The following is a 14,818-nucleotide window of genomic DNA, read 5'->3' on the forward strand; positions in this document are numbered from 1 at the left end:
AATGGAAGCAGCATTCAAAAATTGTCAGTCGTGCGGCATGCCGCTGAAGCGCGATCCGAAAGGAGGAGGCACAAATGCAGACGGCAGCAAGAGCGTGATGTATTGTTCATATTGCTATGAGGACGGAAAGTTCACGCTTTCCAACATCACGGTCGACGAAATGAAAGCACGGGTGAAAGACAAAATGAAAGAGATGGGCTTCCCGGGATTTCTCGCCGGCTTTTTCACGAAAAACATTCCCACACTAGAACGCTGGAAAAATCATGTTTAATAATCCATTGGACTTCGAAAATCTGAAAAACATTTCGCGTCGTCACTTCCTGTGGGAGAGTGCCGCAGGACTCGGGGCCGCAGCGCTGGGTTCTTTTCTTGCGGGATGCGAGTCGCGATCCGCGGGCATAAAAAATTTGGCAACTGCCACAGATCCGATGTTACCCAAGCCGCCGCATTTTCCCGGCAAGGCAAAACGAGTGATCTACCTTCACATGGCCGGCGCGCCGTCGCAGTTGGAGTTGTTTGACTTCAAACCCGAGTTGCAGAAGCTGAACAACCAGTTGTGCCCGCCGTCGCTGCTGGAAGGAAAACGTTTTGCGTTTATACGCGGCACACCCAAGATGCTGGGGCCGCAGGCTGACTTCAAACAACGCGGTCAGTCCGGCGCCTACGTATCTGAGCATCTTCCGCACTTTGCCAAGATGGCCGACGAGGTGGCGTTTCTCAAAGGTGTATATACCGATCAATTTAATCACGCGCCCGCGCAGCTTTTTGTGCACACGGGTTCGCCACGACTTGGTCGGCCGAGCATTGGCTCATGGGTAACGTATGGCCTGGGCTCGGAGAACAACAACCTGCCCGGCTTCGTGGTGCTCACCTCCGGGGGCAAGACACCCGATGCCGGCAAGAGCGTGTGGGGCAGTGGTTTTCTGCCATCGGTCTATCAAGGTGTGCAGTGCCGTTCGGAAGGCGATCCGGTGTTGTTCCTCAGTGACCCCGAAGGTGTTGACCGCGATCTGAAAAAGAAAACGATCGATGCCATCAACGATGTGAACCGCCAGCACTTCAAGGAATTTAACGACCCCGAAACACTGACGCGCATCGCCCAATACGAAATGGCGTTTCGCATGCAGGTGTCTGTTCCCGAAGTGATGAACATCAACAACGAACCCGACTACATACACCAACTCTATGGCACCACGCCGGGCAAGGCCTCGTTTGCCAACAATTGTCTGCTGGCCCGCAAGCTGGTGGAACAGGACGTTCGGTTTGTTCAGTTGTTCGACTGGGGATGGGATAGTCACGGCACCGACGAGAACCTGGCCATCGACATCGGCTTCCGGAACAAATGCCGGGAGATCGATCGCGCCATGACCGCCCTGCTGCTCGATTTGAAACAGCGTGGATTGCTGGAAGAAACCCTGGTGGTGTGGGGAGGCGAGTTTGGTCGAACACCCATGCAGGAAAACCGCGAGAACAAAAACAATCCTTTCCTCGGACGCGATCACCACGTGGAAGCGTTCACCATGTGGATGGCAGGCGGCGGCATAAAACCCGGCACAACCTGGGGCGAAACAGACGAGATTGGATATTATCCCATCAATGGAAAAGTTTCTGTGCACGATGTGCAGGCCACTATCCTTAACCAACTTGGCATGAACCACGAAAAGTTGACGTATCATTTCCAGGGCCGACCGTTCCGTCTCACCGATGTGGCCGGCAAGGTGATAGAAGAAATCATTGCGTAACTTTATTTTTTAATACTTTATTCACGAGGTCCACATCGCATGCCTATTACCCGTAGAAATTTCATAGCGCTTGGCGCATTGTCAGGTAGTGCCCTGGCGTTGAATCCGCTTGATTCTCTGGCCACGCCGTTGCTTCGTTCGCAAGCGGCAGCCGGTTTTGAATTGTTAATCTTCGCCACCAACTGGGGCTACGCCGGCAGTTGGGATAGCTTCTGTGCCGCCATCAAAAAAGAAGGCTACGATGGTGCCGAAGCGTGGTATCCAACCGACCCGACAGAGCGCAAGAATTTTCTCGATGCGTTTCAGAAACACAATCTGAAGTTCGGATTCCTGGTTGGCGGATCGGATGCTGACTATCAAAAACATTTTCAGCAATTCAAGTCGGCCCTTGAACCGGCCGCAGCGCTGAACCCCGTATACATCAATTGCCATTCGGGCCGCGACCACTTTTCGTTCGAACAAAACAAAACGTTTATCGACCTGACCACCGAAGTGAATGGTCGCACGGGGGTGAACATCTACCACGAAACCCATCGCTCGCGCATATTATACGCTGCGCCGGTGGCCCGGCAATACATGGAAAAGATTGCCGCACTTCGCCTCACACTAGACATTTCGCATTGGTGCAACGTGTCGGAAACATTGCTGGCCGACCAGCCCGAAACCGTGGCGCTTGCCTTGAGCCGCACGGGTCACATTCACGCACGCGTGGGCCATGCCGAAGGACCACAGGTGAATGACCCGCGCGCACCGGAATGGAAAGACGCAGTGAATGCGCACTTTGCCTGGTGGGATAAGGTGGTGCAACGACACCGCAGCGAAGGCAAACGCCTCACCATGCTCACCGAGTTCGGCCCCATCGACTATATGCCCGCGTTGCCCTACACGCGGCAGCCTCTGGCCAACCAATGGGAGATCAATGCCTATATGTTGAAAACCTTGCGCACCCGCTACGCCTGATGCTCTGGTTAACACAAATTTTCGGACGCTTCCATCCACTGCTGGTGCACTTGCCCATCGGCATACTCATCATCGGGTTTCTGTTCGAGTGCCTGGCATTCTGGAACACCTATCGCATGTTGCGCAGGGCGGTGCAGCCCACACTGTTTCTCGGTGCGCTGTCGGCCATTATTTCGGCAGTGAGTGGATTTTTTCTTTCGCGCGAGGGCGGCTACGACGATCGCCTGCTGATGCTTCATCAGAATTTTGGAATTGCCACAGCGGCGTTCGCCACACTGCTGTTCTTTGTTCGCAAAAGCGTGGTCACCTATTTCCCCGATAAGAAGCGGCGGAGGATCGTTCGCATTTTCATGTATGCTCCTTTGATGGGATTGCTTTCTATAACCGGCCACCTCGGTGGCTCGATGACCCATGGCGAAGACTATCTCTTCGCGCCCCCCGCACAAGATGAGAAAACGGCTACCCCCTCGGTAAAAATAACGTCCATTGCCGCGGCCGATAGTGCCGTGCTGTATGCCGATGTAATTGAGCCAATCCTGGAAGCCAAATGCTACAGCTGTCACAGTTCGGCCAAACAAAAAGGACAGCTCAGGCTCGACAGCGAAGAACACATTCGAAAAGGAGGGAAGCACGGCGAGGTGTTGGTGCGCGGTGTGGCCGATTCGAGCAGCCTGTATGGTCGTTTGATGTTGCCGCTGGAAGACGAAAAACACATGCCCCCAAATGAGAAGCCCCAGCTTTCATCGTCAGAAATTGCATTGGTGCAGGCTTGGGTTGAAGACGGTGCAAGCTTTAACAAACGCATCGGAAGTTTTCAGCAACACGACAGAATCAAAGGATACCTGGCTGCGTTGCTCACACATCCCGACAAGGACGAAAGCATCCCCGAATGTGATGTGAGCGCCGCCGACGACAACGCCGTGCGTGCATTGACCTCGCGCGGTGTTTTGATTTTGCCCGTGGGCGAAGAGAGCCACTATTTGTCGGTCAGTTTTGTAAATGCCCGCAACACCGGCGACGCCGATCTGCAAACCCTTTTGCCGCTGAAACAACAGATCGTATGGCTCAATCTGAGCCGCTCCAAGATTACCGACGAAGGCCTCAAGACGGTGGCCCAACTCTCCGGCATACGCCAGCTGCAACTGGAATACACGGCAGTAGGCGATGCGGGCCTCAATCACCTGACATCGCTCGAACAGCTGAGATTGCTCAACGTCGTGGGCACAAAAGTGACCGACGCCGGCGTGGCCAGTCTCTCGCCATTAACAAATCTGAAAAAGCTTTTCCTCTATCAAACCACCGTCACCGCCGAAGGCATCCGCAAGTTTCAGTCATCAACGCCCGCTGTGATTGTCGACACCGGAAGCTATCAATTGCCGGTGCTGGCAACGGACTCTGTGGTTTACAAGCGCAAGACTTAGATACCATTTAATCATCTTTAGAAAAAGCCATCACTGTCGTTGGCAACAACGGTCGTAGCATAGTCTCTCGCCCCTGAGTTGCCCAAAATAGATGAATAAAAAAACAACCCCGCCGCTGTTGCCAACGCCGGGGTTTGTCTTGTAGAAATGATGTTCCTGTTTTATTTCACCGTGAACTGACCGCTACCCATCAGGTAGTCGTCGGTATACACTTCGAGTTTGTAGGTTCCAGATGTATATTCCGAGCCTTTGTCGTAGAGGAAGGAGAGTTTCTGGTGGGTGTTGTCGAACAACACTTCCTGTGACTCGGTGTAGAATTCTTCTTTACCGTTGAGCAGGAAGGTTCCGGAGCCGCGGGCCACGTCGAACAGCACCTGGCCGTTTTCGTCAACGATGCGGATCATGATTTTTTTGCCTTCGATGGGGGCCACTTTGTTTTCGGCGATGTTAAATTCCACTTTCAGTTTTCCAACCTGGCGGCTTTTGAAAGGCGACTCGCGTTCCTTGCCACGGTCCGATAGTGCCACAATGTGCATGTTCTCCACCTTCAGTTGTGAGGCGATGGCCACTTTGGTTGCCAACTCCTCTTTCGTTTGGCTGAGGCGGTTAATGGAATCGCCCAGTTGATTTTTCTGAGTCTTCAGCGTCACGTTTTCCGACAGCAGTTCTTTGTTCACAGACTTGAGCTTCACGATTTCTTCGTCCTTCACTTTCAACAGGGTTTCGTAGCCCTCCACTTTATCTTTCAGTGCTTTGATCTCTTTGCCGGTGGCGCGTTTGGAGCGTTTCAATTCGGCTTCCACTTCGCTTTTTGCTTTCTGCAGGTCGGTCACATCGCCGCCCAGTTTTTTCACCTCGGCTATTTTCTGGTCGAGCTCTGCGTTGATCTCGGTCATGCGTTGCATGGTGGTGGCCAACTCCTGTTCGGTAGAGGTGAGGTCGGTTTTGATTTCCTGTTTCTCCTGTGAGTCGAGATAGATCTTGATGCCTTGCACCACAATGACCAGCGAGAGCAGGGCAATGATGATGGCGTTTTTATTACTTTTTTTCGGAGCTTCCGTTGGCTCGGTTGTCAATTCGCTCATGGCAATGGATAGGGTATGGATAAATGGATGAGAGCAAAAATAGGTTTTCTTGCCATGCAATTCAATGGCTAGTGTTGCAAAACAACGTGTTGTTTGTTCAACGATGGATCGAAGAACACAAGGCCGCAGCGAAACAGGTCGGCCGTGGCATAGACCAGCGAATGGTTTTGAATGTCTTTCCAGGCCCGGGCCATCTCGGGCGAGTAGTGAATGTCGTCGATCACCAGCACGCTCCGGCTATGCACTTTGCGGGCAATGGTCTCGAAGTATCTGAGGGTGGGGGCATGGCGGTGGTTTGCATCCAGCAGGGCAAAGTCGATGCGCTTCAGGGTTTCGAGCTGACGCGGCAGGGTGTGGTCGATGTTTCCCCGCACCAACGTGATGGCCCGGGCGCCGGCCTGCTCAAATCCCGCCTCGGCAATGTTGGCGATGGGCTCCGCGCCTTCGAAAGTGGTGACGGCACAGTCGTTGCCCAGGGCCAGATACTGCGTGTTTATCCCCAGGGAGGTTCCTAGTTCCACCACGTCGTGGCAGTCAAACGCTTTGATGATGCGTGCGTATAAACGCGAATACTTTGCCGGGCTGGCGCTGGTGCGCGCCACGGCACTGATCTTCCGTTTTGTTCCCGACAGGGCCTGTGAGGTGGCACCGAGGTCGGGCACGTCGATGACCCGGTGGTCGGCCAACAACTGTTTCCGGAATTGCTCGATCGTGCGATAGGGGGCCGTGTCTGATTTTGCGCAGACGACTTCCTTGTAGAAATCAAAAAAAAAGGGAGAGTGAAGGGAGTGTTCGCCTACGGCATCGAGCCAATAGGTGAAGTACGATTGAAGTTGAAAGAAAGTATTCGCCACTCAGATGCGCTCAGTTGAGCCGAAGCGGAGCCACCATGGTGAACTCGGGAATGTTGACTTGCATGGTTGTGCCGTCTACCACGCGTTCCATGAGGTAGGTGCCCACCATTTTGCCGATGCCCGACTTGAGGTTGCAGCCCGACACATATTGATGTGCCTGACCGGGTTCGAGCACGGGTTGCTGGCCCACCACGCCTTCGCCTTCCACTTCGCGTTGGGTAAAGCCGGCGTCGAAGATGTGCCAGTGACGGCGCAACAACTGGATGGTGTATTCGCTATGGTTTTCGATGGAAATGCGGTACGTGAAAACGTAGTGATACTGGCTCGGGCTGGAGTATGCCGGCTGGTACTCAGTCTCTACGCTTACCTTGATCCCTTGTGTGATTTCCGTTACCATACGATTCAAAAATATTAATTTTTCTCAATTCTAGTCACGATGCTTTTTATTTACTGTCAATGATCTGTGAATCAATCGATTAATTTACATTTTTTGCCGGTAGCCCGCGGTTCAGAAAACGGTTTTTTGCACATTTCGCGATTGACACTAGTTTTGAATGTATGGATGTTAAAATTGCCCACAGCTGGAAAAGCAAGCTCACCCCAGAATTTGAAAAACCGTATTTCCTTCAACTCATCGAGTTCGTGAAGCAGGAGTATAAAACCCAAACCGTCTATCCTCCCGGCAAAGAGATATTCCGCGCGTTCGACTGCAGCGACTTCAGCGATGTGAAAGTGGTCATCATTGGGCAGGATCCCTATCATGGTCCGGGGCAGGCCAACGGGTTGTGTTTCTCCGTGCGCGAAGGCGTAAGAAATCCGCCGTCGCTGGTCAACATCTTCAAGGAGATCAAACAGGATTTGGGTAAGCCCATTCCCACCTCGGGCGATCTGGAACGCTGGGCCACACAAGGCGTGTTGCTGCTCAACGCAACGCTCACGGTACGCGCATCGTCGCCGGGGTCGCATCAGAACAAGGGGTGGGAAGTTTTTACCGATGCCGTCATCAAGAAGATATCCGATGAGAAAGAAAACGTGGTCTTCCTGTTGTGGGGGGCCTATGCGCAGAAGAAGGGAGAGATCATCGATCGAAACAAACACCTCGTGCTGGCGTCGGCGCACCCGTCGCCGTTCTCGGCCGACCGTGGCTTTTTTGGAAGCAAACACTTCAGCAAAACAAACGACTATCTGAAGCGGAAGGGCATCGCGGAAATTGAGTGGTAAGCATCGTGTGATGCACAGATCATAAATAAGAAAGCCTGAAGATGAAGCGATGTTGCAATCTTCAGGCTTTCTTATTTTATGGATGGAACCGCTTTCGCATCTCCACCATGAAGTTCGGTTTTACCGGATCAGGTTAAAGAATCTGCTCCAGCGAATTTTGTGAATAAAGTCTGCATTCTTGTCGATCGACAACCAGATGAAGAACGCTTTTCCCACGATGTGATCTTCCGGAACAAAACCCCAGAAGCGTGAGTCGAGCGAGTTGTGGCGGTTGTCGCCCATCATAAAATAATAGTCTTGTTTGAACGTATACTCTTTCAGTTCCTGGCCGTCGATGAAAAGTTTTCCGCCTTCAATCTTCACGTCTTTGTTGTGATCGTAAAGCTTGATGGTGGCGCCATAGAAGGTGAGGGTCGAATCGTTGATGGCGATGGTGGCGCCTTTCTTGGGAACCCACAGCGGACCAAAGTTGTCGGTGGTCCAATTGGAGTAACGTTTCTCTGAGCCGCCTTCCCAGTCGAAGAAAGATGAGTAGGGGATCTGTCCTTCCACTTCGTCGCGTTTCACTTTCTCTACCGCTTTGATGTAGGACAGTTTCTTGAGTTCGGCCGCGCGTTCGTCGGTGAGCCACATCATGTAATAGAACTTGCCGTCCTGCTGGCCGCCGCCCTGATAATCTTCCGGACCCGAAAGTCCCAGTTTGTTCAGGTTGCGTTCGTTGATGGGGCTGTCTGACATGACCTTATAGCTGTATTGCATCTCAGGAGGATTGGGCATGGCCTCGCCGTTGGTGAACACCTGCTGATCTTTGATGGTGATGATGTCGCCAGCTACGGCCACACACCGTTTGATGTAGTTGGTCTTGAGATCAACCGGGTAGTCGATGTTGTCGTTCAGGCCGCGTGGCGGAACGTTAAACACCACCACGTCGCCGCGTTTCACATGGCTGATGCCGGGCAGTCTGTATTGGGGCAGTTTAACCCACTCCAAATAGGAAGGGATGTTGGTGAACCATATTTTCTGATGGGTCAATGGAACCTGCAGAGGAGTGGTGGTGGTGCGTGTGCCGTAGTGAAACTTGCTCACAAACAAGAAGTCGCCCACCAGCAGGGAGTTTTCCATAGAAGGCGTCGGAATGGTGTAGGCCTCCATGATGAGCCAGCGGATGAGCGTGGCGGCGATCACGGCAAACAGGATGGCGTCCCACCACTCGCGTGTTTTCGACTTGGGGGCTTCCTTTTCTTTTTCTTCTGACGACTTTTTCCAAAACTGCCAATTCATAGGGATAGTGTTCTAAATAAAAAACCTGCAAATAAAGGTAAAATTATCGACCTGTGGATGAGTCGCCCGCGAGGGCTCAAAATTTCAGCCACGGCCATTCTTTTGGGGGGATTCTTCAGAATTTAAGAAAGTCGTCCATGCCCAGCACGCCTTTCTTGTCCTTCAGCCATTCGGCCACCATCACGGCACCCAGCGCAAATCCTTCGCGGGAGTGGGCGATGTGCTTGATTTCCAGGTCGTCGATGGCCGATTCGTATTTCACAACATGGGTGCCGGGCACCTGGTCGATCCGGAATGATTCTATAAACAAGTCTTCGGATTTCCCGGTCTGGTCATTTACCCAGCTTTTCTTGCGGGTCAGGTGTTTCATCACACCTTCGGCCAGCGTGATGGCCGTGCCGCTGGGGGCGTCGCGTTTTTCGGTGTGGTGCACTTCGTCCATGCGGATGTCGTATTGCGGGAAGTTGTTCATCAGCTTCGCCAGAAACTCATTCACCTTAAAGAACACGTTCACGCCCAGACTGTAGTTCGACGCATAGAAGAACGTGCTGTTCTGCTGGCGGCACAGGGTTTCAATTTCAGGTTTTCGGGCCAGCCATCCGGTGGTGCCACACACCACGGGCAGTTGCCGCGACAAACACCGGCGGATGTTGTTGAAGGCGGCATCGGGATGCGAAAACTCGATCGCCACATCGCCTTCTGCGGTGTCAAACGCATCGCTGTTGTCAACGTCTATCCGGGCTGTCACCACGTGGCCACGTTCGAGGGCGATCCGTTCAATGATCTTTCCCATTTTACCGTAGCCGAGGAGAATTATGTTCATGCTGCTGAAGTCAGATTTTATTCGGGGTTAAAAATGCATTTTTTATTGGAATGCGCAATAAGCATTTCAACGCAGGGGAAGATCCGGTTTTTGATAGGAGAAAAGGCGTTCCTCAGAACTTGAGCACCAGCGACACACCCGAGGTGCGACCCACAAGGTCGTTGTATTCCACGCTGGGGTACCAGCTCACTTTGAGTTGGGGATTGAGATCGAACTCTTTCAGGTGAGCATCTACGTGCGCATCGACCAGCTGAAGTAAATACATGCCGCCCATGAGCACAATCATGAAGTCGCGCTGGCGGCGATAGAGGTCCACCACATTTCGATAGGTGGAGGTGGTGTAGACATCGCCGGGTGCAATGTCGCTGTCACCAGTATAGCCATTCTCCAGATTAGAGAATAGTTTTGCTTTGTAGTTGATATAGCCATCCTGATAGAAATTGATGGCATAGCCCAACGCGATGAAACCTCCATACACGAGGGGAAGCTTCCAGTATTTTTTATTGTAGATCTGCCCAAGCCCGGGCAACACGGCGGCATAGAGCAAAGCCTTGCGCGGATTGTAGCGGGCGGCATAGGTCTTGAGCAACACGGTGTCCTGACTTTCCACAATGAGGCTGTCGCTCTCACGGTCGACCGCCGCCTTTGTGCCCTGCGCGAAGGCCGCGCCGGCACTGATGATACAGATTGCAAATGCAAGGACTACGTGTTTCTTCATGCGCGTTTGATAACGCAAGTTAGGAATACATCTTGAGGATGTCCAATATCCGGTTCAGATCCTCTACGGAGAGGAAGGGAATGCGGATGTCGCCCTTCTTGCCGTCGCTTTTCACTACAACACGAGTGCCAAAGTGTGACGAGAGTTTGGTTTGAAGCTGTGCTATTTCGCGCGAGGCGGGTGCCGATGATGCTGTTTCTGCCGATTCGCTCTTGGTCGATGCCTTGCGTTCGGAGATTTCGCGCACCAGTTCTTCCACTTTGCGCACCGACAGGTCTTCGTTCACAGCCTGCTTGAATATATAGAGTTGCTGGTCGGCATTCTCCACGTTGATGATGGCGCGGGCATGTCCCATCGACAGTTTGTTGTCGCGCACGGCGATCTGGATGTCGGGGGGGAGTTTCAACAGGCGCAGGTAGTTGGTCACCGTGGTTCTGTTCTTGCCCACGCGCTCGCCCAGTTCGTCCTGCTTCAGGCTACACTCCGTCATGAGGCGTTGGTAGCTGAGGGCAATTTCGATGGCATTCAGGTTTTCGCGCTGAATGTTTTCGATGAGGGCCATCTCCAGCATCTGCTGATCGTTGGCCGATCGCACATAGGCCGGAATGGTTTCGAGGCCGGCAAGTTTCGACGCCTGAAAACGTCGCTCACCCGAGATCAACTGGAATTGATGCTCCGACAGTCTCCGCACCGTGATGGGTTGGATGATGCCGTGCACGGTGATGGACTCGGCCAGTTCCAGCAACGCTTCCTGATCGAAGTGGGTGCGGGGCTGGAAAGGGTTCACTTCAATTTCCGATACCGGAATCTCCGTCATGCCATTGGTGGGCGTGGCGGCTACGGGGGCAACTTCGGGTGTGGTGGCACTTTCGGCCTCCAGGTTCACCGGCATGCTGTCCACTTCCAGTCTATCGTCTGCGGGGCTGTCGCTTAGCAAAGCGCTCAAGCCTCTTCCTAATGCTTTCTTTTTGCTCATTTCGACATTCCATTTTTATCCAGAACTTCGTGCGCCAGGTTCAGGTAGCTGATGGCGCCTTTGCTTTCGGCGTCGTGCACAATCACGGGCAACCCAAAGCTGGGCGACTCGCTGAGCTTCACGTTGCGGGGGATGATAGTTTTGAACGTCATCTTCGAGAAATGCGTTCGCACTTCTTCCACCACCTGGTTGCCCAGACTTGTGCGCGAATCGTATAACGTCAACAGAATACCTTCTATTTCAAGCCGCGGGTTCAATCGCGTTTGGATGATCTTTATGGTGTTGAGGAGTTTGCCCAACCCTTCCAACGCGAAGTATTCGCATTGCACGGGAATGATCACCGAGTCGGCGGCAGTAAGCGCGTTGATGGTGATGAGGCCGAGCGACGGCGAGCAGTCAATGATGATGAAGTCGTAGTCGTCTTTCACCTTGCCCAGCGCATCGCGCATTTTTTCCTCGCGACGTTCGATGTTCACCATTTCCACTTCGGCACCTACAAGGTCGATGTGAGAGGGAAGCACGTCCAGGAATTTCAGGTCATTTTTGACAATAGCGTCCTTGGGATCTACACCGTCTACCATACATTCATAAATACCCTGGCTGATGTCTTTGGGGTTGAGACCAAGACCCGAGGTGGAGTTGGCCTGAGGGTCGGCGTCTACCAGCAACGTTTTGCATTCCAATACAGCCAAACTTGCTGCGAGGTTAATAGCCGAAGTGGTTTTACCAACACCCCCCTTTTGATTTGCTATCGCAATAATTTTTCCCATTTACTTTAGTTGACGGTTTATAAAAACAAAAAATCCGGTCTGAGGGAACGGCCGGGCTGCAAATATATGTGAAAACTGACGCCATCGTGGAACGTCGTGAAACAGGTTATCCACATTCGTTGCACAAACGATGCTCATTTTCGGGGATAAAATCGCCCTGCAGCATTGCACTGGATGTGTATAGCGCACTGGTTATGAGACGGCTAGGTTTGTTCACATGACAGCGTCGGGAAGTTAGTGCTCCATCGACGCGTGCGAAGGCCAGGAAGTTTTGTTGAGCGCACAACGCGTGCTGCGCCGAACATTTTCATCAACAGAGTATGCGGCATTACGCAGCCAACATCGGCCTATGAGGGCGCAGCACGTCGATCAATTTTTTGGCTCTGCCTGGCGCTAATGTGGCTGTATCCATCCTGCGTTTATCCTCCGTTTCAAAACGGAGGATAAACGCAGGATGAGTACAGGCACCATAGACCCATCTTAAGCCCTACCCCCTGAGAGCATCCTACCCGCAACGAAGGCAGGCGACTCAAATTTTCACAGGACCTTTCGTATTTTTGGAAAAGCATGCGCACAAGAAATCCTGTTGGCACAATCCTGATGTTGGCGATCGTATTCGCCCTGGCGATGCATGTGCAGTCGCAGTCGCTTGTGGAAGGCGACGTGATAACCCTGTCGTCAGACACCGTCAAACATAAATTGAGGTGGCCCCAAAAACGGGCCGAGCAAACAAAGCAGCGTTTCACTGCCCTCGAGGTGAGCGACGATCGCGGCGTGCACACGCTCTATCCCCGCGACATCCTGGGCTATATAACCAACGGCACCGTGTTCCGCAGCCTGGTGACACCCGAGGTGAGCTTCTTTATGCGACTGGAAGCCGACGGACCCACCGAGCTCTACTATTATCCCGGCTACGTCCTCGACGAAGGCGAAGTCTACATCTTCAAGAAAAAACAGGAATCGGAATTTCACATGATGCGCACACCCTTCCGGGTAACCAAGATTGGCGGCTTCAACTCAGGCTCGTTCGCCCGGCAGAACGATTTGCTCCCGATGATTCCAAAGGAGAAAGACTTCGTCAACTTCTTTTCGGACTACATGAAAGACTGCCCGATGTTGGTCCGGAAAATCAAATCGGAGTTCTATACCAGTGCCGATGTGGTGGCCATCTTTAGAGAGTACAACAAAAACTGCGGCGGCGTGAACGTGAAATCTTCTTCGCGCATAGATTCAAGCGATGCTAGTGGGGCAGTTGATAGTCAGGTAGATCACGCGTTTTGATCAGTTCATTGAAAGACTGCGTTGTATCCGAATATTAGTTAAGCGTCCAAGCACAGTCTCTCGCTTCGAGGACTGTGCGTTTCATTCTAGAACCCGCATAGTCCTCAACGAGAGACTATGCTATGACAGAACATTGCCTAACAAAAAAATGACTTCGGCTGGCCTGTCCGTTATTGATGACATGACCAACCGAAGTCAGCAAAGTATTTTAGATAATGCCTAGAGCTTAAGGTCCACTTTCTTTCCGGTTTGCACAGCCAGGAAGATGCCGTCCACGATCTTCATGTCCTTCAAACCTTCTTCGCCATCAACAGGCACAATGGGTTGCTTGCCTTGCAGGATGATGTCCGACATCTCGTCCATCTGCACGGTTTGGTGTGTCACGTGGGGATATTCCAGTTCGCCTTTGTTTGTTCTGCCTTTGATGGGTCCATAGCCTGTTGAAGGGGCCATTTCGGCAAAACCCTTGTCGCCGTTCAGGAAGAAGCGGTCGAGGTTGTTCATGCTGTAGGTCGACAAGCACGATGCCACGGCGCCACCGGGAAAGCCCAGTTGAAACTGGATGGTCTCGTCTACGCCTTCTTTAAATTTCTGTGGATTGTTTTTTGTTTCCTGGGCCGTTACCCAGATGGGGTCTTCGCCAATCATGTAGCGCGAGCCGTTGATGGAGTAAACGCCGATGTCCATCATGGCACCGCCGCCTGCCAGCTTCTTGTTGAGGCGCCACTGTGTTGGGTCGCCAATGATGAAGCCCGAGAGGCCTTGAAAGAAAAGTACTTTTCCGAACTCGCCCGCTTTGCGCTGACGAATAATTTCCAGCGTCTTTGGCTCGAAGTGCATGCGGTAGCCGATCAGCAATTTCACCTTGGCGGCCTTGCACGCATCCACCATCTCCTGTGCTTCTTTGGCGTTGACGGCCATGGGCTTTTCGCAGATCACATGCTTGCCCGCCTTGGCCACACGAATGGATTGTTCCTTGTGAAGACCGTTGGGCGTGATCACATAGACCGCGTCGATGTCTGGATTGTTTTTGATCTGATCATAGTTCTCGTAGTTGTAGCAGTTCTTTTCCGGAATGCCATACTTGGCCTGCCAGGTCTTGACCTTGGATGGCGTGCCGCTGATGACACCCACCAGCTTGGCGCGCTTGCAGTCTTTCATAGCCTCGGCCACACGTTCGCCATAGCTGCCCAGGCCCAGGATGGCCACACGCAGCACCGGCCCCTGATAGGGCGTTTCGTCGGCCTGCATCAGTTCGCGCGGGGCAAACGACGACAACACGGGCAAGGCCAGCGCCGAGCCTGCTATTTTCTGAAGGAAGTCTCTTCTTGAGTTCATGATAAATTGAGTTTGGGTTGTTTGGGTATTGTTTGAGATGTAACCAAGATGCTAAATAGAAACCACTCTTCACAGCACTTTTGTTTAGAGGCGGATAATTATGGATGTGTGGTGGCGATGGCGGGAATGGGGTGGGCTTTAAAAGCGCGCTGGCAAATTGTTAAAACGTGGGCTCTGTAGATTCGGCCGATGTGTTTTGCACGCGCGGGATTGTTCCATTCGGCATTGCAGGAATGCACGTTGCATTGTAAAGGGTGCGCGTTGCGCGCCATGAAGAACGAGTGCCACGAGAACGTGCGAGCATGGCGCTTTGGTTTTGATGCTTGTACTTTCCGCCGGAGACCGGCG

General features: G+C 52.6%; 15 protein-coding genes. 6 read left to right on the forward strand and 9 right to left on the reverse strand.

Annotation, left to right across the window (positions count from 1 at the left end):
- Position 1 precedes the first annotated feature (1 nt).
- From JI741_RS19990 to JI741_RS20005, 4 genes are read left to right on the forward strand one after another with little or no spacing between them, the layout of a single operon-like run.
- Positions 2 to 271 (forward strand): zinc ribbon domain-containing protein, encoded by a 270-nt coding sequence (locus JI741_RS19990; protein WP_202012871.1) that lies wholly within the window; start codon positions 2 to 4, stop codon positions 269 to 271.
- Positions 264 to 1,742 carry a DUF1501 domain-containing protein gene (locus JI741_RS19995; RefSeq protein ID WP_202012872.1) on the forward strand — a complete coding sequence of 493 codons (1,479 nt, stop codon included), beginning with the start codon at positions 264 to 266 and terminating at the stop codon, positions 1,740 to 1,742. The genes JI741_RS19990 and JI741_RS19995 overlap by 8 nt, the downstream gene beginning before the upstream one ends.
- Before the next feature lie 39 nt (positions 1,743 to 1,781).
- Entirely contained in the window at positions 1,782 to 2,702 is a 921-nt protein-coding gene (locus JI741_RS20000; protein WP_236676184.1) for a sugar phosphate isomerase/epimerase family protein, read from the forward strand.
- Entirely contained in the window at positions 2,702 to 4,123 is a 1,422-nt protein-coding gene (locus JI741_RS20005; RefSeq protein WP_202012873.1) for a c-type cytochrome domain-containing protein, read from the forward strand. Before JI741_RS20000 ends, JI741_RS20005 begins: the two co-directional genes overlap by 1 nt.
- A 161-nt stretch (positions 4,124 to 4,284) precedes the next feature.
- Here the strand turns inward: JI741_RS20005 and JI741_RS20010 are convergent, their stop codons facing one another.
- The 3 genes from JI741_RS20010 to apaG all read right to left on the reverse strand — a co-directional run bounded on the left by JI741_RS20010 (position 4,285) and on the right by apaG (position 6,459).
- The gene (locus JI741_RS20010; protein WP_202012874.1) at positions 4,285 to 5,208 is read right to left on the reverse strand and encodes a DUF8428 domain-containing protein; all 924 of its coding nucleotides are present in this window, start codon (positions 5,206 to 5,208) and stop codon (positions 4,285 to 4,287) included.
- Positions 5,209 to 5,276: 68 nt separating this feature from the next.
- A complete protein-coding gene (locus JI741_RS20015) occupies positions 5,277 to 6,062 on the reverse strand; it encodes an O-methyltransferase (RefSeq protein ID WP_202012875.1) in 786 nt (261 codons plus the stop codon).
- A 10-nt stretch (positions 6,063 to 6,072) separates the two neighbouring features.
- Entirely contained in the window at positions 6,073 to 6,459 is a 387-nt protein-coding gene (apaG, locus tag JI741_RS20020; RefSeq protein WP_202012876.1) for a Co2+/Mg2+ efflux facilitator ApaG/CorD, read from the reverse strand.
- Positions 6,460 to 6,620: 161 nt separating this feature from the next.
- Here apaG and ung point away from each other — a divergent pair, with 161 nt between their 5' ends.
- The gene (gene ung / locus JI741_RS20025) at positions 6,621 to 7,283 is read left to right on the forward strand and encodes a uracil-DNA glycosylase (protein ID WP_202012877.1); all 663 of its coding nucleotides are present in this window, start codon (positions 6,621 to 6,623) and stop codon (positions 7,281 to 7,283) included.
- Between the two features lie 120 nt (positions 7,284 to 7,403).
- On the opposite strand, the gene lepB is transcribed toward ung, so the two are convergent.
- The 5 genes from lepB to JI741_RS20050 form a co-directional block, all read right to left on the reverse strand.
- The gene (gene lepB / locus JI741_RS20030; RefSeq protein ID WP_202012878.1) at positions 7,404 to 8,564 is read right to left on the reverse strand and encodes a signal peptidase I; all 1,161 of its coding nucleotides are present in this window, start codon (positions 8,562 to 8,564) and stop codon (positions 7,404 to 7,406) included.
- A 115-nt stretch (positions 8,565 to 8,679) separates the two neighbouring features.
- Positions 8,680 to 9,387 (reverse strand): 4-hydroxy-tetrahydrodipicolinate reductase, encoded by a 708-nt coding sequence (gene dapB / locus JI741_RS20035; protein WP_202012879.1) that lies wholly within the window; start codon positions 9,385 to 9,387, stop codon positions 8,680 to 8,682.
- A 112-nt stretch (positions 9,388 to 9,499) separates the two neighbouring features.
- The gene (locus JI741_RS20040; protein ID WP_202012880.1) at positions 9,500 to 10,105 is read right to left on the reverse strand and encodes a DUF5683 domain-containing protein; all 606 of its coding nucleotides are present in this window, start codon (positions 10,103 to 10,105) and stop codon (positions 9,500 to 9,502) included.
- Between the two features lie 19 nt (positions 10,106 to 10,124).
- Complete coding sequence (locus JI741_RS20045; RefSeq protein ID WP_202012881.1) at positions 10,125 to 11,081, reverse strand: ParB/RepB/Spo0J family partition protein; 957 nt, start codon at positions 11,079 to 11,081, stop codon at positions 10,125 to 10,127.
- Positions 11,078 to 11,851 carry a ParA family protein gene (locus JI741_RS20050; protein ID WP_202012882.1) on the reverse strand — a complete coding sequence of 258 codons (774 nt, stop codon included), beginning with the start codon at positions 11,849 to 11,851 and terminating at the stop codon, positions 11,078 to 11,080. The genes JI741_RS20045 and JI741_RS20050 overlap by 4 nt, the downstream gene beginning before the upstream one ends.
- 567 nt (positions 11,852 to 12,418) lie before the next feature.
- On the opposite strand from JI741_RS20050, the gene JI741_RS20055 reads away from it, so the two are divergent.
- Positions 12,419 to 13,132 carry a hypothetical protein gene (locus JI741_RS20055; RefSeq protein ID WP_202012883.1) on the forward strand — a complete coding sequence of 238 codons (714 nt, stop codon included), beginning with the start codon at positions 12,419 to 12,421 and terminating at the stop codon, positions 13,130 to 13,132.
- A 219-nt stretch (positions 13,133 to 13,351) separates the two neighbouring features.
- Here the strand turns inward: JI741_RS20055 and JI741_RS20060 are convergent, their stop codons facing one another.
- The gene (locus tag JI741_RS20060) at positions 13,352 to 14,470 is read right to left on the reverse strand and encodes a Gfo/Idh/MocA family protein (RefSeq protein WP_202012884.1); all 1,119 of its coding nucleotides are present in this window, start codon (positions 14,468 to 14,470) and stop codon (positions 13,352 to 13,354) included.
- Positions 14,471 to 14,818: the final 348 nt, after the last annotated feature.

The sequence above is a fragment of the Chryseolinea lacunae genome (genome assembly GCF_016735595.1).
In the GTDB taxonomy this organism is placed as follows: domain Bacteria; phylum Bacteroidota; class Bacteroidia; order Cytophagales; family Cyclobacteriaceae; genus Chryseolinea; species Chryseolinea lacunae.